The organism is Portibacter lacus (assembly GCF_021533215.1).
Lineage (GTDB): Bacteria > Bacteroidota > Bacteroidia > Chitinophagales > Saprospiraceae > Portibacter > Portibacter lacus.
Map to the genome: position 1 here is coordinate 220,031 of NZ_JAJNKA010000007.1, position 26,491 is coordinate 246,521.

22 protein-coding genes, 2 tRNA genes and 1 other RNA gene are annotated in these 26,491 nt (G+C 35.8%); 9 read left to right on the forward strand and 16 right to left on the reverse strand.

Annotation, left to right across the window (positions count from 1 at the left end; translation table 11 throughout):
- Positions 1–189 precede the first annotated feature (189 nt).
- The 3 genes from L2586_RS13840 to L2586_RS13850 all read right to left on the reverse strand — a co-directional run bounded on the left by L2586_RS13840 (position 190) and on the right by L2586_RS13850 (position 5,221).
- Positions 190–1,608, reverse strand: coding sequence for an alkaline phosphatase D family protein (locus tag L2586_RS13840; RefSeq protein WP_235293509.1), 1,419 nt, complete (start codon positions 1,606–1,608; stop codon positions 190–192).
- A gap of 7 nt (positions 1,609–1,615) precedes the next feature.
- The gene (locus tag L2586_RS13845; RefSeq protein WP_235293510.1) at positions 1,616–2,293 is read right to left on the reverse strand and encodes a sialate O-acetylesterase; all 678 of its coding nucleotides are present in this window, start codon (positions 2,291–2,293) and stop codon (positions 1,616–1,618) included.
- 144 nt (positions 2,294–2,437) lie between these two features.
- Positions 2,438–5,221 (reverse strand): NPCBM/NEW2 domain-containing protein, encoded by a 2,784-nt coding sequence (locus L2586_RS13850; RefSeq protein WP_235293511.1) that lies wholly within the window; start codon positions 5,219–5,221, stop codon positions 2,438–2,440.
- Positions 5,222–5,551: 330 nt separating this feature from the next.
- Here L2586_RS13850 and L2586_RS13855 point away from each other — a divergent pair, with 330 nt between their 5' ends.
- Both L2586_RS13855 and L2586_RS13860 read left to right on the forward strand, forming a co-directional pair.
- Positions 5,552–6,451: an endonuclease/exonuclease/phosphatase family protein gene (locus L2586_RS13855; protein ID WP_235293512.1), complete on the forward strand. Its 900-nt coding sequence runs from the start codon at positions 5,552–5,554 to the stop codon at positions 6,449–6,451.
- Positions 6,452–6,603: 152 nt separating this feature from the next.
- Entirely contained in the window at positions 6,604–8,037 is a 1,434-nt protein-coding gene (locus tag L2586_RS13860; protein ID WP_235293513.1) for a sulfatase, read from the forward strand.
- A 597-nt stretch (positions 8,038–8,634) separates the two neighbouring features.
- Here the strand turns inward: L2586_RS13860 and fsa are convergent.
- The 7 genes from fsa to L2586_RS13895 all read right to left on the reverse strand — a co-directional run bounded on the left by fsa (position 8,635) and on the right by L2586_RS13895 (position 15,111).
- Positions 8,635–9,291 (reverse strand): fructose-6-phosphate aldolase, encoded by a 657-nt coding sequence (fsa, locus tag L2586_RS13865; protein WP_235293514.1) that lies wholly within the window; start codon positions 9,289–9,291, stop codon positions 8,635–8,637.
- 26 nt (positions 9,292–9,317) lie between these two features.
- An RNA gene (ffs, locus tag L2586_RS13870) (signal recognition particle sRNA small type) lies at positions 9,318–9,414 on the reverse strand.
- Between the two features lie 208 nt (positions 9,415–9,622).
- Complete coding sequence (locus L2586_RS13875; protein WP_235293515.1) at positions 9,623–10,339, reverse strand: gluconate 2-dehydrogenase subunit 3 family protein; 717 nt, start codon at positions 10,337–10,339, stop codon at positions 9,623–9,625.
- Positions 10,340–10,349: 10 nt separating this feature from the next.
- On the reverse strand, positions 10,350–12,065 hold the full coding sequence (locus tag L2586_RS13880) for a GMC family oxidoreductase (RefSeq protein ID WP_235293516.1): 1,716 nt from the start codon (positions 12,063–12,065) through the stop codon (positions 10,350–10,352).
- Positions 12,066–12,297: 232 nt separating this feature from the next.
- Positions 12,298–12,864, reverse strand: a complete 567-nt coding sequence (locus L2586_RS13885) for a pentapeptide repeat-containing protein (protein WP_235293517.1) — start codon at positions 12,862–12,864, stop codon at positions 12,298–12,300.
- A gap of 217 nt (positions 12,865–13,081) precedes the next feature.
- Positions 13,082–13,399 (reverse strand): SCP2 sterol-binding domain-containing protein, encoded by a 318-nt coding sequence (locus L2586_RS13890; protein ID WP_235293518.1) that lies wholly within the window; start codon positions 13,397–13,399, stop codon positions 13,082–13,084.
- Positions 13,399–15,111, reverse strand: coding sequence for an OmpA family protein (locus tag L2586_RS13895; RefSeq protein ID WP_235293519.1), 1,713 nt, complete (start codon positions 15,109–15,111; stop codon positions 13,399–13,401). The genes L2586_RS13890 and L2586_RS13895 overlap by 1 nt, the downstream gene beginning before the upstream one ends.
- Before the next feature lie 123 nt (positions 15,112–15,234).
- Between L2586_RS13895 and fmt the strand changes: the two genes are divergently transcribed.
- Positions 15,235–16,173 (forward strand): methionyl-tRNA formyltransferase, encoded by a 939-nt coding sequence (gene fmt, locus L2586_RS13900; protein WP_235293520.1) that lies wholly within the window; start codon positions 15,235–15,237, stop codon positions 16,171–16,173.
- Here fmt and L2586_RS13905 read toward each other — a convergent pair.
- Positions 16,148–17,002 (reverse strand): aminotransferase class IV, encoded by an 855-nt coding sequence (locus L2586_RS13905; RefSeq protein WP_235293521.1) that lies wholly within the window; start codon positions 17,000–17,002, stop codon positions 16,148–16,150. The two genes, fmt and L2586_RS13905, sit on opposite strands and share 26 nt — an antisense overlap.
- 50 nt (positions 17,003–17,052) lie before the next feature.
- On the opposite strand from L2586_RS13905, the gene L2586_RS13910 reads away from it, so the two are divergent.
- A complete protein-coding gene (locus L2586_RS13910) occupies positions 17,053–18,171 on the forward strand; it encodes a S1C family serine protease (protein ID WP_235293522.1) in 1,119 nt (372 codons plus the stop codon).
- Between the two features lie 32 nt (positions 18,172–18,203).
- Positions 18,204–18,875, forward strand: a complete 672-nt coding sequence (pssA, locus tag L2586_RS13915) for a CDP-diacylglycerol--serine O-phosphatidyltransferase (RefSeq protein WP_235293523.1) — start codon at positions 18,204–18,206, stop codon at positions 18,873–18,875.
- An 868-nt stretch (positions 18,876–19,743) separates the two neighbouring features.
- Here pssA and L2586_RS13920 read toward each other — a convergent pair.
- The 4 genes from L2586_RS13920 to L2586_RS13935 form a co-directional block, all read right to left on the reverse strand.
- A complete protein-coding gene (locus tag L2586_RS13920; RefSeq protein WP_235293524.1) occupies positions 19,744–20,271 on the reverse strand; it encodes a ribosome maturation factor RimM in 528 nt (175 codons plus the stop codon).
- Complete coding sequence (locus L2586_RS13925) at positions 20,258–21,001, reverse strand: hypothetical protein (protein ID WP_235293525.1); 744 nt, start codon at positions 20,999–21,001, stop codon at positions 20,258–20,260. Before L2586_RS13925 ends, L2586_RS13920 begins: the two co-directional genes overlap by 14 nt.
- 27 nt (positions 21,002–21,028) lie before the next feature.
- The gene (mnmA, locus tag L2586_RS13930; RefSeq protein WP_235293526.1) at positions 21,029–22,129 is read right to left on the reverse strand and encodes a tRNA 2-thiouridine(34) synthase MnmA; all 1,101 of its coding nucleotides are present in this window, start codon (positions 22,127–22,129) and stop codon (positions 21,029–21,031) included.
- A gap of 62 nt (positions 22,130–22,191) precedes the next feature.
- Positions 22,192–22,407, reverse strand: a complete 216-nt coding sequence (locus L2586_RS13935) for an RNA-binding S4 domain-containing protein (protein WP_235293527.1) — start codon at positions 22,405–22,407, stop codon at positions 22,192–22,194.
- 372 nt (positions 22,408–22,779) lie between these two features.
- On the opposite strand from L2586_RS13935, the gene mgrA reads away from it, so the two are divergent.
- On the forward strand, positions 22,780–23,778 hold the full coding sequence (gene mgrA, locus L2586_RS13940; RefSeq protein WP_235293528.1) for an L-glyceraldehyde 3-phosphate reductase: 999 nt from the start codon (positions 22,780–22,782) through the stop codon (positions 23,776–23,778).
- A 108-nt stretch (positions 23,779–23,886) separates the two neighbouring features.
- On the opposite strand, the gene L2586_RS13945 is transcribed toward mgrA, so the two are convergent.
- On the reverse strand, positions 23,887–24,402 hold the full coding sequence (locus L2586_RS13945; RefSeq protein ID WP_235293529.1) for a DUF2911 domain-containing protein: 516 nt from the start codon (positions 24,400–24,402) through the stop codon (positions 23,887–23,889).
- A gap of 297 nt (positions 24,403–24,699) precedes the next feature.
- Between L2586_RS13945 and L2586_RS13950 the strand changes: the two genes are divergently transcribed.
- The 3 genes from L2586_RS13950 to L2586_RS13960 all read left to right on the forward strand — a co-directional run bounded on the left by L2586_RS13950 (position 24,700) and on the right by L2586_RS13960 (position 26,091).
- On the forward strand, positions 24,700–25,590 hold the full coding sequence (locus tag L2586_RS13950) for a sugar phosphate isomerase/epimerase family protein (RefSeq protein ID WP_235293530.1): 891 nt from the start codon (positions 24,700–24,702) through the stop codon (positions 25,588–25,590).
- A gap of 117 nt (positions 25,591–25,707) precedes the next feature.
- A tRNA-Gly gene (locus L2586_RS13955) sits at positions 25,708–25,783 on the forward strand.
- A 224-nt stretch (positions 25,784–26,007) separates the two neighbouring features.
- Positions 26,008–26,091: transfer RNA gene (locus L2586_RS13960), tRNA-Leu, on the forward strand.
- Positions 26,092–26,491 lie beyond the last annotated feature (400 nt).

Genomic DNA, 26,491 nt, shown 5'->3' on the forward strand with positions numbered 1-26,491 from the left:
ACCTTACGTTATGCTCTATACTTAAATAAAAAAGGGTTTCCCGCAGATTATGCAGATTTCCGCAGATTTTTAATATTTATACTTATTCGTGTTTTAGATGATGGTGGAGAATTGAGAGTGAACAGTGAAAAAAGATTTCTGCAGATTTTCAGAATACTCCCTTCAGAGGAGCGACACCTTGTTACTCACCTACTCTCCTTTTAGTATCTCCTCATGCACCACATTCCCATCTACATCATAATGGCTAAAATTGATAAACGGAAGATCGTTTTCTCGATATACAGATACATATAGAAATCCACCTTTAACCCTTAGAAATTTGTGCTCTGGTCTTACATCTTCTTGACTCCAACCTTGAGCATGAACATCACTCGTCGGACCTTGACTGAATTCCATTAATCCAGTTTCTAAATCCTGTGAAACATATTGCCAGTGGCGATCACCATTAACCACATAAGTGTTCTTCTGAGTTGATAACAAATTTCTTAGCCATGTTCCTTCCGTTTGAAAAGCTTTATTAGAATGATTATCATTCTTACCCTTATCTCTGTCAGGTCCAACAACTGGCGTCGGAGACATCAAAATTTTAAAAGTTGCATCAGACTCTTCAATAGAATTCTTTAACCAAGCGCGCTGCTCCTCACCAAAAATGGACTTACTTTCTCCATCGACCATTTTATTATCACTCCGAAATTCACGACCTTCAACCAACCATACTTCCAGATCCTTTCCCCAACGAATACTACGAAACGGTTTATCAATCAGTGGCACTTGCTCATACCATATTTGCAATGCATCTTCAAAGGTTAGCTCTCCATATGGCTCTGATTCAGGAGTAGCATCATCTCTCAGAATATCATGGTCATCCTTCTGTAGATAGGAAGGAATATTCCTATAAAAATCTATCAGCGAAGGCCAAGAATTAATCGCATGCCATTTGTGCCTTGCTAATTCAACATTGAAAGATAAAGGTCCTTTCTTATCATAATATACATAATCACCTGTCTGGCAATGAAATGAAGGTTCTAATTTTCGCATATTATCATAAGCCTTAAAACCTCTAATAGGATCATCATAATCCCAGAAATACTGACAAGTGGAAGAAGTGAATCCAACTGATACAATACTTTCCTTATCTGGTGCAGTCTTAAATTGACCTGTGATTTCACTAATTTCTTCTTCTTTGTTCTTTCTACCTTCTATTAAAACTTGATAGGAAGTATTCGGTTCAAGGTCTTGTACCGGTATCATTATCGTAAAATCTCTGTAAGGTGATACATGCTTCCACCCTTTCACAATTTTATCAGTAGCGCTAGTTAGCGTCACCTGCACTTCCCCAAATGTGCCTTCTACGGCGCCATCCATTTCTGTAACAGGCATATCATTATCGAAGTCAATCGGTCCTCTAAACGGTGCCGCTTTTTGCTGGTGCTTAATTGGTACTGCTTTTGGAAACTTACATAATCGAGTCCAAATTACAGCACTTGTAGCACTAACTTCTTGAATTTTTAATCCATTCGTGAAATATACCTTACTACTTTCCTTGGTAAATGACATTGACGAAGTAAAAATTAACCCAAGTATCAATGCTTTTAGAAATCCATTCATGTTGTTCTTATTTCAATAATTTTACCATTTCTGCAGCATACCTTTTCCCCAATTTACGCTGACTTTCTGAATCAAAGTGTGTATCATCAACTGTGGATGTATTTTCAACAGTTACAACAGCTGTATTTTCCACTTCACTTGGAAGTTCAAGTATCATCTTATTAAACGGAATTCTGCTTGGATTATCGGGTGATAATTGTCCAACCACAAATGGCAAATTAGGTCTATTTAAATCTTTTCGAAATGAGGCAATTAGTGCTGAAATTTTAGGGATATATTCATCATAATCACTAGCATCTGATTCTCCTTGATGCCATATGATGCCTTTGATTTCACCATAATTCATAGCGAATTGAGCTCGATTAATAGCATCGATGTAAAACGGATCATTGGGTTCCCATTCGGTAATCGAAGAACCACCTTTTGCATTGACAACTAATCCAATTTTTCTAGCTGAATTAAGCATAGACATTTCCTTCGCAAAATAATAACTTGGACTCAATTTCTGCATGGATAAATTCTTTCTGATTGTTGAGTATTTATTCATAGGATTAGCAGCTTTTTCCCAAGGGAAACCATCATTCCCATTGAAGAGAAAGACATTTTCTAGACTATCTAGATCTTGATTTTCTATGGTGGCGCGACCAGCCATATTGGATTGACCTATACATAAATAGATGTCCATTCCTTTTGAATTCTTACTCGCCAATTTTTGAGGACTATTACATTGACATAAAAAAATCGAAACAATGAATAGATAAAAGAAGTTTTTCATATATGTCTTATAAGTTGTCTAATAATTATATAGCCTTCAAAGGCAAAATAGTATTTATTTAATAACAAACCAGTTATACGAATTTGCAGGTATTTCGATCCTGACCTTGACATTGTAATCTCTGGCTAGTTTATATTCAACATCTTCTCCCTCAGCTTCGCTAATTATTGCAGTATCCGTCAGTCCAGTATAATACAAAGGAAGAGAAATTTCTCTTGTAATGTCCTCATCAGTTGGGTTAAAGAACAAGGCAAATCCTTTCGTCTCTAATTCTGGATTGACATGAAGAAATCCATCCCAATCTTTTCCAGAAGGTCTTCGCAAATGGATTAAATCACTATTTAAGATCTCTCGATATTCCTTATACCAGTCGATTACTTCGATCACTGTTTTCTTCGTTTCTTCCGTATCATAAAGCCTTGGACCTCGATAACAAGATTGAACACCTGAGCCGTAATTCTGAATCATTTGATTCTTATAATCTGTTAAATGTTCATGTAATGGTTCCATAGTTGCTTCAGCTCCTCCACCATGATATTGAGTTAGAGGAGTGAACGTCCAGCACATACTCGGCGTCCGATCCCATAATCCATCGTAGATATTCGCCCGACCATGAATTAACTGGCGATCTCTCGGCAATGACCAATTCACTTCTCGATATCCAATTCCTGTCTTATTGCTTCCAGAATTGATGTAAAAATCAGGAATATTCATGTAGATTCCATTTCCTCTCATCCATTTATATAGATCCTGAATCTGAGCATATTGTTTCCACTGCGAATCTCCAAGACCATTGTGATGTGCATGCGTTGTGGATGCGCAGACATTTCCTGGATAAGAACCATCATTTTCAAAGACGGACATTCCTGTATTGTTAAAGAAACTCTTTATTTTTCTAAAATAGTCATATCCCCATTCACTTGAAAGACAAGGTGATGAACCGAAAATCATACCACCACGTTTGCCTGTTTCTGGATTAATGACGTCAACTTCTTCACTGATCCACCTACTTGATAATAATGAATATGCTCCTAACTCAATTCCTCTATCATTAGCATACTTCACCATTCTTTCGAATTTTTCATAATTGGCTTCTGTATCATCTTCCATATTGACACCGCTCCCGAAACTGAGAATAATCATCTCGTAACCCACCTCTACACATTGGTCTACCGCTTCTTTAATCTTAGTTTCATCAGAAGAAATCAAATGCATAAAAATAGGATTCTCTGTAATCCAAGGTGATATGGTTCTATACATCTTCCTTATAAAAAGTCCTCTTCTTTCCTTATCCCAGCTATCCATAGGTGTCTCCCAAACTCTGAAGGTGGTTAAGGTGTCATTTTTCAATATTGCTGTTTCAGGGCCCAATGGCGGTTTCACCTCTAATAAACAAGGTGTATTCATCCGATAATTAACTTGAGAAGTATATCGTGGATCATTCTCCCAATAAGTCGTATGATCTGAATTCTTTTGCTGCATTCCACCGAAAGCATAATCTGATTCAATGTGAATATTAGGCTTAACCCAATGTTCTGGAACATCGACTAAGCTTTCTCCTTCGACCATTGCTAGTTGTTCCACTTTAAAAGTATTCAGCTGAACCAGCAAATCGCCCTTGTTAATCACTTCTATCCATTTGCTTATCGTTGGCAATCCATCATATAATACAAAGTGAACTTTCACTTCTATCCTTTCTTTGCTTAAAGTAAATACTAGCTCTTTTCCTGTCGGCATATTTTTTTCAGAAGACCAGCGAACTTGCTTCCACTTCATTCTGTCTCTTATCTCCTTAACTTCAAAATCTTCTAGTATAAACGAATTCCCGATTACAGATAAATCATCTAACCACTTATCCAAAGTATATCCATATTCAGGCTGACCTTCAAGACCACCTATGGAATAATTAATTCCATCTATTGTTAAAACACCTTCGTTAGAAACTGCTCGGAGCAAACTTTCGCCTGTCATTACATTCGAAAAATCAACAGTTGCTAGATTAGGTGTAATTCTAAATGTTCTAGAGATCAGTCCATTAGACATAATGATTTCCTTGTCATTCCCAGTTTGATAAATATCTGCTTTAAAAGAGGAATTGTCTATTAACCAATCTTGTGCAGGTTGCTTTAACGGAAGATCAATAGTCGGAAGCAGATTGACTTTATTACGGAGTGCTGAAACAATTTCTTCTTTCTGTTCTTCTTTCACGCCAGTATATGCTAGAGAAGTGATTGCTGGCGCGATCTCTACATATTCTATGATTGGATTAAGCCATACACCATGATCACCACTCGGTCCATCACCTGCATCTTCCGTAATGAGTTCAAGCAAACCTCTATTTGTTTCTAGATCGATTTCCATAGCGGGGTCTCCTTGTCGCATGATACCGCTATTAAAAACCTCCTTGCCATTATGTAAAACTTTGAAAACTACGCTTCCTTGGTTTACTCCGCCATTATCACCCTCCACACCTATAAATTGCTTGAAGGTCGAAGTCACTTCATAAAAAATTCTCTTTCCATCAGTGAGTGGAATGGTCTTTACATTCGGACCGTCATAATCAATTTTAGAATCATTCACACCGACTTTTGCTTTAAAATGATAGCCATTATTCATTCGGATTTTAATATGAGACATAGAATGAACTCCTATACCCTTTTCATAATGTTCGTTAGCTACACTTAGCACTTCTCCAGTTACGGATTTATTTTTCACAGCTGCAGAATAGGTTTGTTGACCTAGTGCAATTTCTAGGTTTTCAACGTGACAGACATCCTGAGCCAGTAAATAATTAGTAATTGAAAAAAATAAGAGAAAAGTAAAAAGGAAGGACTTCATGTTGTTGCTATTAGAGTATGTAGTTATTTAAAGCTAGAGGAATAAAGAAAACTAAAAATTAACAAATAATAGTAAAACAAGGAAATATCTCAAAACTGAAATCTGAAAATATTCGATTTTCTGATACATCACTTCCTTTTTTCCTGACTAATTTCAATACTTGTGTGTATTTACGTATTTGGTTTCCTTCTATTTATTATATTTAGAGGCGGATGATTAGCTTTCAGAATTCTTAAATGTGTAATTCCAAAAATAAATCTCAGGAATTCACAAAGGTTAAGAAATTGACCTAGAATAATGAAGCAATCCATAATTTAAATGAAAACAGACATGATTCGAATATTCTATTTATGTATACTCCTTATTCTTGTTTCAGCAATTACATTAAATGCATCACCAGCAGACTCGACTAAACTAAAAGTTCTTACTTATAATATATGGAATGGATTTGACTGGGGGAAGGATTCCGTCCGAAGAGAAAGTTGTGTGAATTGGATTAAGGAGCAAAATGCAGATGTAGTTTCCTTGCAAGAGCTTTGCGGATATACGGATGAAATGTTGAAAGAAGATGCAGCAAAATGGGGACATCAGTATTCCGTGTTGCTCAAAACTTCAGGTTATCCAACTGGAATCACATCGAATAAGCCGATAACATTGAAGGCTAAAGTAATAAAACCCTTCTGGCATGGCTTACTTCATTGTGAGACTTATGGAATAGATTTTTTTGTTGTTCATTTCTCGCCAGCAGATAGCGATTTCAGATTAAAGGAAACAAAAATGGTTTCTGAAATGATTAAGAATTCAGGTTCAGAAAAATACATCATTAACGGTGATTTCAATTCCTATTCTCCTTTTGATGCGTTGTGGATTGAACCCAATACACCATTGAAAGAAAAAAATAAACCAAGAGCAGGTAGTAAGCATACAAATTTACGTCTTGGAGAATTTGATTATTCAGCTATTTCTACCATTCTAGGCACTCCAGCTATCGATTTAGCATTGAATAAAGTAGACTTGCAAGACTCATACACCTTTCCGTCGGAAGCTTTAGATGGTCTTTATAAGCAAACCTTAGAAACAATAAAGCAAAATGCAGTTAGAATAGACTATATCATGGCCAGTCCTATATTGGCGAAAGATTGTACAAAAGTAGAAGTTTACAATTCAGGCATAACCAATACTTTATCAGATCACTATCCAATGATGGCGGAATTCAAAATAGCTGAATAGATTTATTAATTAACTAAAAGCTAATGAATAATTATATGATTAATCATTAGTTGGCTGAAGAATTTGTTACTCAGAAAGAAATTTTATATTTGAATGGTCAATGTTAGACTTTTCATAATAATGACATCTAATGTTATAAAATTAACACCAAAATGAGACAGTATATCCTTCTACTTACTTTCCTGCATTCTTTTTCTGCCTTTGCCCAACAGAAAAAGCCGAATGTATTATTTATCATCTCTGATGATCTTACTGCAACTGCCGTTTCTTCTTATGAAAATAAGGTTTGTCAGACGCCCAATATTGACAAGTTAGCATCAGAAGGAGTTCGTTACACTAAAGCATATACGCAATATCCAGTATGTGGCCCGTCGAGAGCTTCCTTCTTATCTGGCTATTATCCTAATGCTACGAAGACTTTTGGATATGTGAGTGGAAGAGAGAATATCGGACCTGATCGAAAGACTTGGCCACAGTTATTCAAGGACAATGGTTATTATACCGCTCGAGTGAGTAAGATTTATCATATGGGTGTTCCTATAGATATTGAAAAAGGATCGAATGGCAAAGATGATGAAGCTTCATGGACAGAAAGATTTAATAGCCAAGGACCAGAATGGACTGCTGAAGGTGAAGCTGAATTGGTTCAAGGTAATCCAGATGGCACAATAGAGCGAAAAGGAGGAAATGTGATGACTATTGTGAAAGCTGATGGTGATGATCTGGTGCATTCCGACGGTAAAACAGCAAAGAAAGCGATAGAATTGATCAAAGAGCATAAAGATGAGCCTTTTTTCTTGGCTGTTGGATTTGTGAGACCACACGTTCCTTTTGTAGCACCTAAGCCTTACTTCAAGCCTTATCCTTATGATGGAATGGTACTACCTAAGAAAGTAGAAGGTGACTGGGATGATATCCCTAAAAAGGGAATAAATTATGTTACAAGTGTCAATGGTAAAATGTCTATTGATCAGCAGAAAAAAGCAGTTGCAGCCTATTATGCTTCTGTTGCATACATGGACGCGCAAGTTGGAAAAGTTCTCGATGCATTAAAAGCAGAAGGATTAGATGATAATACAATTGTTGTGTTTACTTCAGATCATGGATTCCACCTGGGGGAGCATGATTTTTGGATGAAGGTGAGTTTGCATGAAGAATCTGTAAGGGTTCCACTTATTATAAAAGTCCCAGGTAAGAAGCCTCAGGTGTGTCATTCATTTGTGGAGTTATTGGACTTGTATCCTACGATTTCTGAATTAGCGGGTCTTGAGTCATCTACACACTTGCAAGGAAAAAGTTTAGTGAAGACCTTGGATAAACCTAAGCACAAAGTTAGAGATGCAGCATTCAGCGTGACGCAAGGCGGGAATACATATTTGCTGAGGACAAAGAAGTGGGCCTATATTCAGTATAATGAGGATGGATCTGAAGGAATGGAGTTATTCAATATGAAGAAAGATCCGAAGCAGTATACAAATTTAGCTTATGATCCGAAATGCGCTAAAGTCGTTGAAGGATTCCAAGAGCAATTGAAAGAAAAACTAAAGGAAGTGAGGACGAATGATTTAGGCAAGGTGTATCCGTAGTTATTTGATCTGACAGCGCTTTTAGCGATGTAAGATCTGTTCTTGCAAAATTGATGTCATCGCTTAGAACGCTAACATCAAGAAAGCTTCTTCTAATAAATATTACTCGATCTGACAGCGCTTATAGCGATGTAAGATCTGTTCTTGCATGATTGATGTCATCGCTTAGAGCGATAACATCAAGAGAGCTTTTTCTAATAAATATTACTTGATCTGACAGCGCTTTTAGCGATGTAAGATCTGATGCTGTAAGATTGATGTCATTGCCAGAACGCTAACATCAAGAAAGCTTCTTCTAATAAATATTACTTGATCTGACAGCGCTTTTAGCGATGTAAGATCTGTTCTTGCAAAATTGATGTCATCGCTTAGAGCGATAACATCAGGAGAGCTTCTTCTAATAAATATTACTCGATCTGACAGCGCTTGCAGCGATGTAAGATCTTAAACTGCAAGATTGATGTCATCGCTTAGAGCGCTAACATCAAGAGGGTCTGAAACAACAAAAGGAAATTAATGCGAACATTAATTTCCTTTTACTTATAACAAAATTTCAACTGATCTGGCAGCGCTGCTAGAATAGCTAAATCTTAATTTTTATGAATTGCTTTTCTTGTGATCTGCTAAAAACTTAGCTAATCCGATATCTGTAAGTGGATGCTTAAGTAATCCCAAAATTGCTCCTAAACCACATGTCACGATATCTGCACCAGATCGCGCTGCATCTACAATGTGTAAAGAATTTCTAATTGAAGCCGCGAGAATTTCAGTTTCATATCCTTGTATCGCATAGATTTCAGCAATATCTCTAATTAAAGACATTCCGTCCCAAGTGATATCATCGATTCTACCAATAAAAGGTGAAAGGTATGTTGCACCAGCTTTAGCAGCTAAAATCGCCTGACCTGGAGAAAATACTAATGTGCAATTTGTTCTTACACCATTATCTGACAAGTGTCTGATTGCTTTGATCCCATCTTTAATCATTGGAACTTTAACAACGATATTCGGTGCAATGGTAACTAACTCATTTGCCTCTTTAATCATTCCATCAAAATCAGTAGATATCACCTCAGCACTTACATCACCATCTACGATATCACATATTTTAGCATAATGGTCTTTTACATTTTTATCACCTGAAATACCTTCCTTAGCCATTAATGAAGGATTAGTCGTTACGCCATCAAGAATTCCAAGATCTTTTGCTTCTTTTATATCGTCAATATTAGCAGTATCTATAAAAAATCTCATGAGTTGTATATTTTTGAAGTGAAAAAAAAAGTGAGGAAACATACCGACGTCGCTCAACCTCCTACCCTTGCTGTATTTCTACCCTGGGGGAGTTCAGAAGGAGCTGACCGTATGACCCTCACCGACGGCAAAAGTAAAATAAATTAATTGATGGGCAAAAGTTTCGACACTTGTTTTGTAATTCTTTAACAATTAGAATTGAGAATCCCTGCTTTCATTGACTTTAATGAGCAAAATATATCTTAGTAAATTTTACATTTAAATAATCACAAAAAAAAATGTAGTGCCTTAATCCAAGACACTACATTTCAAAAACTATTTAAATTATTTTTTAACTAATCAAGTTACCGTCATCATCCCATGCTGCAATTACATCTCTTTTCGACTGGTCTACGCATTTAGCAATCCATTCTGGATCGTAATCGACATCATGTTCTGCTAGCACATCAGCTGGTACACCATCCCAAACATTAGGTGTGTTTCCTTTGTATCCTAAATCCCTAATTCCTAGTTTACTCGTATAATAACCTGTCAAAGTCAAATTTCTCATCAAATCGAAAAATTTGATTCCAGGTCCCATTTCTGGTTTCTTATTGTCAGGATCAGGATAAGCAATATCTTCTATGATTTCAATTTGCTGAGTATTGCTACACATCTGAAACTGCTTGTTAAATCTTTTATTGGATTCGATATCTAACCAGCCAATTCCTCCTCTCATGGGAAGTTTGTTCGACTCCATATCCTTCACAATAAATTCTATAAATTCTGGAACTCCAGCTTCTGAGGCAGAAACAGCCGTTGCCGTACTTGGCAATATGATATCACTTAATACTGCGATGGTTTCTAATTCATGTGCTGTAAAGTACTTTTCAGCCATCAATCTTTGATCACGCTCTTTTTCAGCTTCTGTTCTACCATAAACTGCATCTCCTGTTCCTACTGCTGGTGTATCTATTTTAGTATCTGGTGTACATCCTGCAGTTGTAGCTAATGCAGCTCCTGCTAATGTTCCAACAAATAGTGTTTTTAAGGTATCTCTTCTATCCATCTTCATAATTTTAGATGTTTTGTTTTTTAAGTTGGTCAGCAATATATTCTGAAGTTCTCATACTCAATGCTAAGATCGTCCATGTACAGTTCTTATCTGCTTGAGATGTAAATACACCTGCATCTACCACAAATACATTTTTAGCATCATGTAACTGAGAATATTTATTGGTAACAGATGTTTTAGGATCATCTCCCATTCTTGTTGTTCCAACTTCATGAATGATTTGACCTGGAGCTAGTAAACCGTAGTCTTGCTCTTTACCTGGTAAGTCTCCCATAGGGATTCCTCCCATAGCATGCGTTATTTCATCAAAAGTTTCTGTCATGTGCTTCGCTTGTAATCGCTCATAATCAGACCATTGATAATTAAACCTTAAAACTGGAATACCGAATTGATCTACAACATTAGGATCTAATTCACATCTGTTCTCATATTTTGCTATTGACTCACCTCGTCCTCCCATTCCGATAAATGCTCCAAAGAATCGCTTAACATCATCTCTCAATTTATCACCATATCCACCTACAGCACCGCCAACATACTTATTCATTTCAGTAGTGTTCCAACCAAAACCATACGCCGGCATTCCCATTCCTCCCCAAACTTCAATGTGATATCCTCGAGGGAAATCTAATTTCTTATTATCACCCCACCATGGAGTGTATAAGTGCATTCCTCCTGTTCCATCTTCGTTATAAATCTTTCTATCCATTAAAGCTGGAATGAAGGCTGATCTACCTGCTCCTGTAGAATCATGTAGATACCTTCCTACTGTATCACTGCTATTTCCTAATCCATTAGGATGTTGCTTACTTTTCGAATTAAGTAAGATTCGAGCAGAACTACATGCGGATGCACCTAGAATGACCGTTTTCCCTCTCAGTGTGTATTCTTTTTTATCTTCTTTATTTATATAAGATACACCAGTTGCAAGTCCTTCATCGTTTGTAGTTACTGAACGCACCATACAATTGGTGTAAAGATCAACTTGACCACTTTTCTGAGCTGGAAATATCAAGCAAGATCCAGAAGAAAAATCAGCATAAGCATTACAAGACCTGTTACACTGACTACAGTAAAAGCAAACTCCCCTATCGTTATTCAATTTCTTAGTTAATATTGATAATCTGGATGGGATAACAGGAATACCTAATTTCTTAGCGCCTTTAGCATAGTATAACTCATGAAGTCTTGGTTTCGGAGGTGGTAGAAAAAAACCATCAGGTTCGTTCTCTATTCCTTCTTTAGTTCCGAATACTCCGATCTTCTTATCTAATTTATCATAGAAAGGTTTAATTTCTTCATAGGATATAGGCCAGTTCTCTCCTAATCCATCTACATCTTTATGTTTAAAATCTTTAGGTCCGAATCTAAGGGATATTCTTCCCCAGTGATTCGTTCTTCCACCTAACATTCTAGATCTCCACCACATAAAATTGGTATCATCTTTCTGAGTGTAAGGTTCACCATCTACTTCCCAGTCTCCGTAAGACATATCGTAATCACCAAATGCTCTTGTAGAACCTGCACCTCTTCTAGGAGATTCCCACGGCCATTTCAACTGTGTCTGTGTTAAAGGATCTTTAGGATCAAAAAATGGGCCCGCCTCTACCAGGGCAACTTTTAATCCTTGATTAGCTAAAATATTACAAGCCATACCTCCTCCGGCACCTGAACCTACAATAATAGCATCGTAAACTTTTGCTGATTCTTTTATTTGCATTTCTATCTTTTTGTTAAACTTCTGTCAAGATAATAATTTATAGAAAATTGACAAGCCGAATTAGTCGAAATGTTAAGGTTTTTCCGATACAAAATTAGAATTAGGCAGATGAGAATACAAAAAATGTCCGTTAAACTGTTTGCGTACACAGTATTAGCAAATATTTGATCGTTTTCAGAAAAAATAAACATTGACCTAAAAATGGAAGATCATTAAAAGAATAAATTACTCCTTATTCAATAATAATTCTGTACTTCTTTAGTAATCCTAATACAGCACCTTGTGAAAACTTAGCACCTTTAATCGAATTATTTTCAGGATCAAAGGCATAATTTACAGATTCACGCAAATCGGCATTTTCTATATTCGTTCTTTCGAAAGAAGCATTCAGCAGATCACAATGAACTAGCTTTCTCCCTTTCAGATTAGCTTCCGTAAAATCAACACCCTCTAATTTAGAATTTGCAAAAGACGATCTAAGCAGTCTCATTTGATAGAATGAAGAATGGCTAAGGATACAAGTGTCGAAATGAACATCAAAATTAAATGCATTACAAGCATCGAAAAGCAGGCCTAACATCTTACAATTATTGAATTCGACCTCTTGAAAGGACGTTTCTTGTAACTTGCAATTGCTTAGATTACAATCGATAAATCGGGTTTCGATAAATTTGCAATGAGAAAGATCACATTTGGAAAAATCACATCTTGAGAATGTGCATAATTCGTATTCACCAGTTTTAAATGCTTCAACCGTAAAGTTCACATCCTCAAATTCCTGGTTTTCAAAATAAGTCATATGGTATATTATAGCTTTCTGTTTTCTAAACAGAATTCAGGCATAATAGTGAAATCTACTAATCATTCTTAATCAAAAATCATTAATTAAACTTCGATAATAGTTGCCAATATTTAAACTTAATCTGAGCATCGTAACTTTGCTAAGATCATTTATTCTGAGAAAATACTAAACTTTCTACACATGCAAAAAGCGCTAGAAGTATCTCTTCTACTTTCTACATCAATCCAAAAAGCTTAGCATACTTCAACATCTCTCCTTGATTACTAATTTTTAACTTTCCAGTTAATACTGCCATCATTGGATTCATATCTCCTTTCAGAATTTTCATTAAGTTGTCCGATTTTGCTCTTACAACACAAGTTGGTTCGCCTTCTAATCCTTCTTGAGAGTAGGCAACTCCATCTTTAATTCCTACCGTTACATTTTCACCATCGTCTCCATCTAAATTAAAATGAAATAAAGTGTTCACACCTTCTATAGCATCAGGAGATACTTTTTTAGGAAGGTTCATTAATACTTCTTTAGTTGTCATTATTCTATATTTATTTTTTTACCTTTTAAAAATGCCACAACATAGGCATTCGGATAATTATCTTTTACATGTTCAATATTATACATTTCCGCTTCCTCTTTTTTTCTAAATTCGCCGGTCATATATAAAAAGTTCTTTTCTGCAGTTTCATAGGTTATAATATCATCGAATACATCATATATTTCATTATCCCCTGAAATGGGCAAATTAGAGAAATAAACTACAATTCTATATCCAGAAAATGCATCCGCCTCAGTGCTTTCTTTACTTGGAGATGTTCTATAAGGAGAATAAGGTTGTTTACTACTTTTCATTTCCTTTTCTGGCTGATACATTTCCTTTTTCTTAGCAGGCTTCATACTTGATTTCTTCGCGGCAACTTTCGGAGCCTCGAATGTAGTATTAACTTTTTCCTTGACCACCGGAATTTCTTCAATGACTTCTTCTACTTCCTCAACTTTTTCGATTTCTTTATTGACCTCCTCTTTCTTAATTTCCGTTTCTTCTATTACTTGCTCCACAGCAGATTCCTGAATCGGTTCTGATTCTACATCTTTAGTTTCCTTATAATTTACTTGTTCTACACCTCCTTCTAAAACCATTCGCTCGAATTCTTCCTCGAAAATCATAGAAGCCAAACTTTGCATTGGCGTTCCATCATCTTCCATTTTTAAAATCTTGATTTCCGTTCTTCTGTTCTCACCATGTTCCTCATCTGTGCAAGTAACTCCAGGTTTACATTTATTCTTAATATTTGATTCCCCATAACCCTTTGCGATTATCCGATCAGCATCTACACGTAATTCTTGTGTTAAATATCCTACAGCCGACTGAGCTCTTTTTTCAGATAGGATTCTGTTGTCTGGGCCACTTCCTCTTACATCGGTATGAGATCCTAATTCAACATTGATCTGTGGATTATCCTTCATGATATTCGCTAGCTTCTTTAACTCTTCTTTTGCTTCTTTTGTCAATGTTGCCTTGCCGAAATCATAATAGATATTCTTTAGCTCTATAATTTTACCTTCATATAATGGGTCCATTTCTACATTAGCAAGTAGAGTTCCCATTGACATAGATTCTGTAAGATTATCAGTAACACCTGGTTTAACCTCCCCTACTCCTTCAAAACATAATATACATCCATCAACATTGACAAATGCCTCCATCCGCTTGACTAGATATCCTTCTTTTCTTACCATCACCGTATAATGGTTCCCTTTCTTAAACTGAATCTTAAAATCAGGGGTAGCGTGATTTTCCAGAACGAGTACTTCTTCCTTCTTCGTATTATTATATACTTCTATTAAAGCTCCAGTTATGGCATCAACTACAATATCTTCATTCTCTCTTCTAGGTGCCAATGTCACTTCGAAAATATAACCTTCTTCCCGCTTCATGGGAATCTTCAGAAAAGTCTTAGGTTCTGAAGATGTTTTAAACATCGTTGTAGTCTCTTCGAATATATCCTTATTCGAAATTAATTTGTAGGACTTGTTTTGTGGAAGAGTCAAGGTGAAAAGACCATCTTTATTGCTTCGTGCAGTTGTGACAAATTGGTCATCATCTGCTGTATAAACATTAACTACAACCTGATTCAAATATCCTCGGTTTCCATCTTCGAAAATATAACCTTCGACAGTTGTATTTTGTGCAGTTAGAAGTTGAATTGATGTAAAAACCAATATTATAAAAGAAAGCAAATTCCTCATTATCTCATTAAAAGTTTGAATGTTTCAAAAAACAGTTATTTATTTACTGTTGTAATTCAGTTTATTAACCTTAATTTAAGGTAGTTGGTTTCTTGAAAAGGTAATTTATAAATAAATATTGATATGAAGGTGATTTTCATGGGAACTCCAGAATTTGCAGTTCCAAGTTTAAAGATTTTAGTTGAGAATGGTATCAATGTAGTGGGAGTCGTTACCGCCACTGATAAGTATGGTGGAAGAGGTGGAAAGCAATTGATAGAATCTGATGTAAAAAAGTATGCTCTTTCGGCTGGATTAAAAATATTGCAACCTTCTAATTTAAAAGCTAAATCTTTCATTGATGGATTAAAAGCTCTAGATGCCGACTTACAAATAGTCGTTGCATTTCGAATGCTCCCAGTTGTAGTTTGGGATATGCCTAAGCATGGAACATATAATTTGCATGGTAGTTTACTTCCTAAGTATCGCGGTGCAGCACCTATTCACTGGGCTGTGGTCAATGGAGAAACAGAGACAGGTGTAACGTCCTTCAAACTTAAACATGAAATCGATACAGGTGACGTCCTTTTTCAAGAAAAAATCAGCATAGGTAGAGAAGAGACAACGGGGGAAGTTTATAATAGACTTAAGGAATTAGGTGCTGAAGTTGTTTTGAAAACAGTACGAGCTATCATAGAAGATAATATTCAATTACTACCTCAAGATGCATCCTTGATTTCTAAAGCACCAAAATTGCATCGGGAAGTTTGTGAAATTAACTGGGAAGATGAAATGGAAGTTATCAGAAATTTTGTACGCGGAATGAATCCATTTCCAGGAGCTTGGTTTAGCTTTTCAGGCACCGTTATGAAAGTTTATAAGACGGAAAATATCAAGACTGTTCATAATGCACCCGTAGGAACTATTAATAGTGACAATAAAAACTTCTTACATATAGCTGCTGTAGATGGCTGGGTTTCCCTAATAGATATACAGTTGCAGGGCAAGAAACGAATGGATGTTAAGTCTTTTCTAAATGGAATAGATGTCAGAACTTTTATAAGTGATTCTTTACCACATTAAGATAGCTTTCATCGAAAGCTGCTAATCTTTTTCTAAGTGCTAAGGTAACTTCGCCTGGTTTTCCATTCCCTATTACTGTTTCACCAATCTGTCTAATTGGGATGACACGTTTTACAGAAGATGTTAAAAATGCTTCTTTAATAAATGGTATTTCCTCAGTTAGAATTGGTCTTTTCACTATTTCAATTTCGCCAGCACAGCTTTCTATCAGTTTAGCTCGAGTGATACCTTCTAGTATACCTTCATTAGTTGTGCAAACTTTCCCATCAGCATCAACGATAAAGAAATTCGACCTTGAAGATTCACTGATGGCTCCATTTTTATGATATAATATATCAAATGCTTCTTTCTGCTTAATCTTTTCTTTGATACTCAAGGAGAAAAAGTAATCTGTTGTTTTAGCTGTAGGAAAATCTCTAATGTACTCTTCCAATAATAATTTAATCCCTTCTTTATAGTGGATTCCTGGAATGATCGGAAATCCAAGATGCATTACTAGAAAGTTTGGCTTTGTTGCATCGTAACCATTAGGCGCATACCCGCCAGTAAATACAAATTTAATTCCGCCTTTATCAGATCCGTTTAAATTGATCAATTTCGAAACAATTTCTTTTATTTCTCTGTTGGTATGAGATAATTTTAATCCCATTTTGCCGACAGAATTTCGGAAACGTTGGATATAATCATCTATGTATAATGGTGTTTTGTCGATAAATATAAAATAATCAAATACAGCGAATGACCTTTGAATGCTAAGGTCTGTGACGTGCATGAAACATTTATCTTTTTCTAAATATTCTCCGTTAAAAAAATGAAAAGATTGTGCCATTCGTTATATTGATTTTGTATGTTAATTTAGACAAATATAATTAGTTAGAAATGAAAAGTATAGGTAAGTTAATAATATATCTTTTATTGTTGGTTGTTGGATTCATAATTGGTACTGCATGGAACCAGACATCTGAAGTGCCCGTTCCAGAAGAGCAAGTTGCTGTGGTAGAAGAGGAACCAGCGCCACTTCCTGAAAACTTGACAGATGCAGAAAGTAAAACCATTAATCTTTTCGAAAAATCAATTTCGTCAGTAGTATATATTACAACCAGTAGTTTGCAAAGGGATTATTGGTCTCGGAATGAAATGGAAGTTCCGAGCGGATCAGGATCTGGATTCGTGTGGGACGAGGAAGGTCATATTATTACTAATTACCACGTGATTAAAAATGCTTCAAAGGCAACGGTAACATTTTCTGACCAGACGAGTTATGTTGCAGAACTTGTTGGTGTTGCACCAGAAAAAGATCTAGCTGTTCTCAAAATCGATTATGAGAATAGAGTATTATCCCCCCTACCCTTGGGAGTTTCAGAAACACTGAGGGTTGGGCAGTCCGTTTATGCAATAGGAAATCCATTCGGACTGGATTACACCTTGACGACAGGTGTCATTAGTGCATTAGGAAGAGAAATTCAATCACAAGCAAGAAGACCGATAAGAGACGTGATACAAACGGATGCTGCTATTAATCCAGGAAATTCCGGAGGACCTTTGTTAAATTCAAGTGGTCGATTAATCGGTGTGAATACTGCGATTTATAGTCCTTCTGGGGCAAGTGCCGGAATCGGTTTTTCCATTCCTGTAGATGTTGTGAAATGGGTCGTTCCTGATTTAATTGAATTTGGAAGAATACAGCGACCAGTTTTAGGTGTTGAATTGCTTACCAATCAACAAGTTGCAGATCGAATGAACTTGAAAGGCGCATTAATCATCAATGTAACTGCGGGAAGTGGCGCTGAAAAAGCGGGACTTCGTGGAACGAGTAGAGATAAAGATGGTGAAATATCTTTAGGTGATGTGATCATCGGTGTAGGAGATGCGGAAGTGAAATCAAATAATGATTTAATTTTAGCTTTAGAAAAATTCAATGTAGGAGACGCGGTCAAATTGAAAATTAAACGAAAAGATGAAGTAGTGGAAGTTGAAGTTGGATTGACCAGTAGTTAGTTTAATTAAACTTTTTTGTTACCTTGAATTTTATGATAAAAAAGTCAATTCCAAATTTCATAACATGTCTCAATCTAACTTGTGGTCTCTTGGCCATCATGTCAGACGATCTAAGGCTAGGTGTATATCTTATCATCTTGGGAGGAATCTTTGATGTGTTCGATGGATTAGTTGCTCGAGCGCTTAATGTTTCTTCTAAAATAGGTGGTGAATTAGATTCTTTAGCAGACATTATCAGTTTTGGAGTTGCTCCTGCGATCCTATTCTATAAAGCATTTGCTAATGAAGACCAGTGGATTTATTTGCTAGGTCCTATATTTATTGTAGTAGGCGGTGCACTAAGACTTGCGAGATTCAATACAACTGAGAGTAAAACTTCTTATTTCGAAGGACTTGCGATACCAGCATCTGGTCTAGTTTTATGTGGGCTAGTTTTTGGGGCAGAAGATCTCACATTCATTAACGGTAATATTTTGATTTTCTTGGCAATCGCAATTTGCCTTAGCCTACTTAATGTTTCGACAATTAGTATGTTTTCATTTAAGCAATTCGGAATGAAAAGAGTGAAGTTCTACTTTGGGCTTATCATAGTACTTGGCATTTTGTGCGCAGTTTTTTACCCTTTATTGGTTATTGTGGTAACACTTCTGGCATACATCGCTCTAGCGGTGATAGACCATTTAATTAGAAGTAAGGCCGCTTAACAAAACTGCAAGAGGAGTTTTAACGTCATAGCTGCATCCAGAGGCCTGACGAAGGAAGGCTTATGTGATCGCAGCATGTTACTAACCGTGTTGGTTTATGATCTTGTTTAAATATCTGTTTAGACTTAGTATATGGTGAAATTTAGTATCATATGCATTTATCAATTTCTTTGATTTATTTAATAGTGTTTGAATATCTTCTTTTTTTAGCAAAATTAGTCTCAAGTACAGCCAATTATTGATCATTTTTAAACGGCAGTGAAAATCCTCAATATGTTTGAAAATAAGAATTTTCTTTTCTGAATTTGAGATAAACACTTTTGCACCTTTTGACCATCCTTTCTTATATTTCTTGAGATGTTCTTTGTCTAAGTATATGTAAGAACATGTTCTTTCTCTATTGGCACTAATTTCGATGCCGAAGTCTAAATATCCTTGATGGCATAAGAAATTTCTTAAATCTAGTATGAATTTGATCATTGGATCGCTCACAAATGCATCCTTAAGCTCTTCAAATTGGTTTTCAAAAATACTGTTTTCTATTATTTTGTTGTATGTCCTTGAGGAATCAATTACTGTCTTTGCATTTGACAAGTAATTTATGATTAGTCGTGTACTCTCTACATGGTCATTGATTCTTTGATGTGGATAAGTTGATGACCAGTAAGTTTGATTTTTAGTTTTATTTAAAATCGCTTTATTTCTATTCCTCAGTTCTAAAAAATTCCTCTCAAGTATTTTTAGATTTGCTTTTAGCCGATGTAAGTTGTCATAAGCTTCCTTTTATTTTGATTTAAAGAATTCTTCAACCATTTGCATTTCTATAAAAGTATCTTTCTCTATCATTTGAATTTTTCATGGTTAGTAACTATGAATTTATATCCAATAGACCTTCCGGAATTTCCACAAATATCAATTGCTCATCTTGATTAATACCTTTAATATTATGAACATTTAAAGGAATCATAAACTCATTATCATCTTGGATCACCATAGCAATCTCTTGTTCTGGATAGGATACTATTTCTGCTATAACTCCCACAACTTGTTCAGACTGGTGATCTACAAGTTTGAAGCCGTTAAAAATTGCATATTCACTTTCCGATATTTGATCTCTTTCAGTAATCTGATCTTCATGAAGATAAATGGTCTTGGAAACCATTTCTTTTGCATTTTCTGGATTGTGACAACTTTCAAATTTGATCAAATCTTCGTCTAGATTTTCGATAAAATAAGGGACGAGACAGCCTTTCAAAAGAAAAAAACAGTGCTCTGCTTTTCTAAATGAAGTCTGAAATTCGTCATTGATCGAAATTCGAAGATGCCCATTAACACCATAAGATTTCTTGGTAAAACCAACTTCGTAGTAGTCTGGAAATATATCAGTTATGTTCAATGAGTGTTTGTTTTAAAATAAATCCGGATTCCGCCTTTTCTGACCAAGGCGCTTCACTTTGAGAGTTTTGAGTATCTAATATTTCATACTCTTTATATATCAATCCTACACCTCGCGCATACTTTTCTAACGCATATCTTCTTTCCACTGTATTGTTTCCTCCATCGTCCGTTTGCAATATTGTCGCAACGTTTGAGTAATTAATTCCGCCAATTTCTTCTGCAACATCTAGGGAAGTGCATTTATAGTCATCCCACCCAGCAAACATAATTAGACTTTCCCCTGAAACACTTACTATTGTTGTTTCATCTAAATAGAGGTTACCATTCCATCGCTTACCTTCGAGCATCGGAAATACAAACTTTACAAATTTCAGATTTTCCTCCGTACGGAAAGCCTGCGCTTGGGTTTTATAAGTTGTCCAGACATCTGTAATTTCCCAATCCATAGAATCCGATGTTCTCCAATACCGCTCTAATTTGTAAATCGTATCTCCTGTATCATCGACATACATTCCTGCAATCTTTTCCTGGACAAAAGAAGACGTATTATAAATTGTTGCTCCCTCATCATCATATATAGTAGAGTCAACAGCGTAGACCCATGTATTCCCTACACTTAAAGGAAAGTAGTCATAACCGTACTTAGACTCATCAAATTCTTCGATAGTTTTATCGCAAGAAAACAGCAATAAAATTGAAAATGAACTAAAGAGTAATATGTTTTTCATTGCTTTTAAACCCAAGACCATTTCTTATTATTGTTTAAGTGAAGATAAAATGATACCTCCGCCTACTATATCATCTCCTTCGTAAAATACGGCAGATTGTCCCGGTGCTACACCTCTAACATTGGCATGAAATACAACTTCCATATTATTTCCGATTTGTTCTACAGTAGATAAGACACCTTTATCATTGTACCTCACTTGCGAAACAAACTCTTTCTTACCATCCAGCGCCTCATACTTTTGCAAATTCAGCTTCCCGACCATCATTCCGTTACGCATTAAATCCTCTACGTCACCTAAGACAACCGTATTCGAATCTGCTTGTATATCAGTAACATACATTGGCTTACCAAAAGCTTTTCCTAATCCTTTCCTTTGCCCGATCGTATAAAATGGATACCCTTCATGACTTCCTATATTCTCTCCTTTCGTATTTACAAATGTACCGCCGGCAACTTGTGCTTGTAATTCAGGAACTCTTCTTTTCAGGAATCCACGATAGTCGTTATCTGGAACGAAACAAATTTCATAACTTTCCGCCTTTTTAGACAACTCTTCATAACCCCAGTCATAAGCCATTTGCCTTACTTCATCTTTCACATACGGACCTAGCGGAAACTTACTTCTTTCCATACATTCTTGAGACAATCCCCATAAAACATAAGACTGATCCTTTCGTTCGTCTCTTGCTTTCTGGATAAAATATCGATCATTCTCTTGCGCTATCGTAGCATAATGCCCTGTAGCAATAAACTCACAATCCATCGCGTCCGCACGTTTTAACAACGCAGACCACTTGATATGTGTATTGCAAAGTACACATGGATTCGGTGTTCTACCGGCTATGTATTCATCCACAAAATTGTCGATAACATAATCACCAAATTCCTCCCGAATATCTACTATGAAATGATGAAAGCCCATCTTAACAGATATTTCCCTAGCATCATTAATAGAATCTAAAGAACAGCAACCTGTTTCTTTGCTTGACCCACCTGAAGAAGCGTAATCCCATGTTTTCATGGTAATACCTACAACTTCATATCCTTGTTCATGGAGCATCATAGCAGTAACCGTAGAATCTATTCCACCGCTCATCGCTACTAAAACTCTCCCATGTTTACTCATTTATTTGAGTTTTTATTATTTTAAATATGTTTATGCACTATCAATTTTAATTGATAATATAACTACTCAACGATTTTAATCTGATCTTCGTTAATCTTAACGATATCACCAGGTTTTAGTTTACGACCTCTCCTTAATTCTACCTCATCATTAACCAAAATTTCTCCATTCTGAATGATGACTTTAGCTTCGCCACCAGAATTGACATAATTCAGTAATTTCAAAAGGTTCTTCAACTCAACGTATTCCCGACCACTAATAGAGAAATCTTTTAACATTATTGTAAATTTTCTGCAAAGGTAAGTATTTCTTCCTTCCTATATAAGTATGAAAACTATTATAACGATAGCATTGATGTAACAAGCCAGTCTTTTTTAGTTAAATATCTATAAAATTGGGCAAAACAAGACCCAAAAAACTCATCATGAATGCTACTAAGCTTCCAAAAAAAGCTTTGACTTTTCGGCATCCCGATGATAATCCTACTTCCTATAGTGATTATAAATTCCCTACTTAGGAGCTGTGTCATACCACTGGAATGTAAATGATGAGTGTAGAAATCTTAAATAATTGGATAAGTTTATCTAGCCTTGAGAATGGAATCTATATATTGAGGTAAGATAATTATCAAACCATAAAAATTATAAACAATGAATAAATACGTTCCCGATTCGTCCAGATACGAAAAGATGAAATACAGAAGATGTGGGAAAAGTGGGATCTTACTGCCTATGATTTCATTGGGCTTATGGCATAACTTTGGTGCTGAGAATAATTTCAATAATGCTAGAGAAATCATCAGGTATGCTTTTGATTCAGGGATAACACATTTTGATCTCGCTAATAATTACGGCCCACCCTATGGTTCTGCAGAATCTACTTTTGGTGAAATAATGAAAATGGATTTATCGGCATATCGAGATGAATTATTCATTTCGACAAAAGCAGGATGGGACATGTGGGACGGTCCCTATGGTAACTTTGGATCAAGAAAATACTTGATGGCAAGTTTAGATCAGAGCTTGAAGAGAATGGGCCTCGATTACGTTGATGTTTTTTATCATCATAGACCAGATCCTAATACGCCATTAGAAGAAACCATGGGTGCACTTGCTGATATAGTAAAACAAGGAAAAGCACTATATGTTGGTGTTTCTCAATACAAATCACAAGAACTCCGTAGAGCTATTCAGATATTAGATACGCATAATGTCAAGTTGCTCATTCACCAGCCTAGGTATTCAATGATGGATCGTTGGGTGGAAGAAGATGGTCTATTAGATACTTTAGAGAAAAATGGAATCGGTTCTATACCCTTTTCTCCTTTAGAGCAAGGATTACTTACTGATAAATACTTAGATGGAATTCCTAAGGATTCAAGAGTAGCAAAAGATGGCCGATATCTATCTAAGGACGATATTACAGATGCGAAAGTGGCAAAGGTTCAAGCCTTGAATGAGATAGCGAAGGATCGAGGACAATCTATGGCACAGATGGCAGTTGCTTGGCTTCTGAAGGATGAACGAGTTACAACGGTTTTAGTTGGCGTAAGTAGAGTTTCTCAGTTGAGAGATAATATAAAGAGTATTGAAAATGTGAGCTTTACATCTTCGGAAATAAATGCAATCAATGCAATTCTTAAAGATTAATCATCATTTAAATAATACAAAACAAAAATGGCGGTAAAGAAAACTCCTTACCGCCATTTATATATGTCTTATCTCCCCGTTTTTAGATGGTTTGATTTATTATTTTATTTATTTCAGATTAATTCCAGCTTTGTGGTCATCCCACATAATCCATAATTTATCATCAGCGACTTTATAAGCAAGCAATTCAGATTTCTCCTTCATTTTCTCTGGAGTCGCAACCACTCTAAGGACATCTTTTGCCTCGTCGTATTGGTAAGCTCCCCATTGATCGGAAATACTATTGAATACAAAGGTCCATTCACCATCATTAGGTAATAAAAAGACACTGTATTTTCCTGCTGCTAATTTCTTCCCATCTATAGACAAGTCCTTATCTGTTTCAAAAGTAGTGGCTTCATTCGCACCTGCTCTCCAGATTTTTCCATAAGGAACTAATTCTCCCCAAATTGCTCTTCCTTTCGCGGATGGTGCACTGTAGTTAACTTTAATATTTGCTTCACCTACAGTTCCAGTAGCTTCCATTGGTGGACTTGCTCTTTTACCTTTATCTTGTCCGAAAGTATAATTGCTGATAAATAATGCAACAAACATTATAAAGCTAATTCTAAGTAATGATTTCATTTTTATATTTTTTTTAATTGTTAACGCTCTACTCTTAATACCAATATTACAACGAAATTGTTTTACGGAGTGCTATCTTAACATTACTTTAATGATATTTAAGTACTAACTCGGACATTTTTTAGGTCAATGTTAGAGCCGACGATCTGAATGGAAATATTTCTAAGTGAGGATGACTTCCTTTGAATTAGTTTTAAGATTCGACTTTCAATACTTTAAATTTTGCAGAGATCGATTTCATTTTGCGGATATTTCATAATTATTATTAAATTCAATGTTAAATTAAAAAATCTCATAATGAATACGAATAGAAGGAAGTTTTTAAGACAAGGTGGACAGTTTGCAGCAGGTCTCATGATTTTACCAGCATTAGCTTGTAAACAAACAAAGGTTATAGGTGGTAATGCAATCACTGGAGATTTAGACCGTTTCGGTATTCAGCTATATACATTAAGAGATCAAATGCCTAAAGACCCTAAAGGTGTCTTAAGAAAATTATCAACCTATGGATACAATACGATAGAATCCTATGAGGGTAAGCAAGGTATGTTTTGGGGGATGACGAATAAAGAATTTAAGTCTTACATGGATGAGTTAGGGATGAAGATTGTGTCCTCACATATGAATATTGATAACGATCTACAGAGAAAAGCAGCAGAAGCAGCAGAAATAGGGATGGATTATGTGATTTGTCCATATATCGGGCCACAGAAATCGATGGATGCATGGAAAGGTGTTTGCGATAAATTTAATAAAGCTGGAGAGATTTGTAAGAAAGAAGGTATCAAATTCGCATATCATAATCATGCGTACTCATTTAAAGCATTTTCTGGAATGATTCCACATGACTACTTAATGGATAATACTGATGCCGATTTAGTCAAGCACGAAATGGATATATACTGGGTTGTTACAGGAGGAGCAGATCCAATAGATTATCTAAAGAAATATTCTGGTCGATTTACGTTATGTCATGTGAAAGATAGATTAAAGACTGCGACTGCGGATGAAACAGATGCAACATGTGTAGTTGGCACAGGAATGATTGATTTTCCAAAAATACTTAAAGTCGCTAAAGAAAATGGAATGGAACATTTCATTTTAGAGCAAGAACGATACGATAATACGACCTCTTTAGGTGCAGCGGAGGCTGGAGCTAAATATTTACAAAAATTTAAATACGCTTAAGAAGGTGATAATCAGAGGGATGTAAATTTTTATATAAAAATATTAAAATTTCTTCCTTGTATTCCAATGTTCTTTTATATTTGCACTCGCTTTAAAGAAGGCGCGAAGAAATATAATGCGAAAGTAGCTCAGCTGGTAGAGCACGACCTTGCCAAGGTCGGGGTCGCGGGTTCGAATCCCGTCTTTCGCTCCATTTGAAAAATAAGCAAAAGCCTGGGATTCAGCAGCCGCAGCACCGAAAGGATTCGGTGTTCACTCACTAAAATGCAATTGGTTGCATTTTATAATGTTCGTTCCCGTCTTTCGCTCCATTTGAAAAATAAGCAAGAATTTCGGATTTTAATTAAAATGCATTAATTGCAATTTTTTTTAGTTCGTTCTTAATTTTTGTTACATTTATAACTACCTATAATAATTGCCTTGGTGGTGGAATTGGTAGACACGCAGGACTTAAAATCCTGTGCTCATTAGAGCGTGCGGGTTCAAGTCCCGCCCGAGGTACATAATCAAACCCTATAATTCGAAAGTTTTATAGGGTTTTTTTTATGCGTAAAATCGAATGAAGGCGGGAATTGAATGCAGCCGCTGCCAGCAGGTAACATAAACCACTTGATAGTATCACCTTAAATGAGTCTATCAATATGGTGAGATAGGATTCTAATTAAAATACTAGCTCCAGAGGAGCTTAACCTTTGTAACATCGATCATTTGAAATTATATAAGCTCCAGAGGAGCAACACCTTTAAATTTTTCCCGCAGAAAACGCTGATTTCCGCAGATACACATAAACCACTTGATAGTATCACCTCAAGTGAGCCTATCGTTGTGATTAGGTAGAATTCTATTTCAACAACTAGCGTCACTTTTTTACCCTATTATAAACATAGAATATCTCATTAGT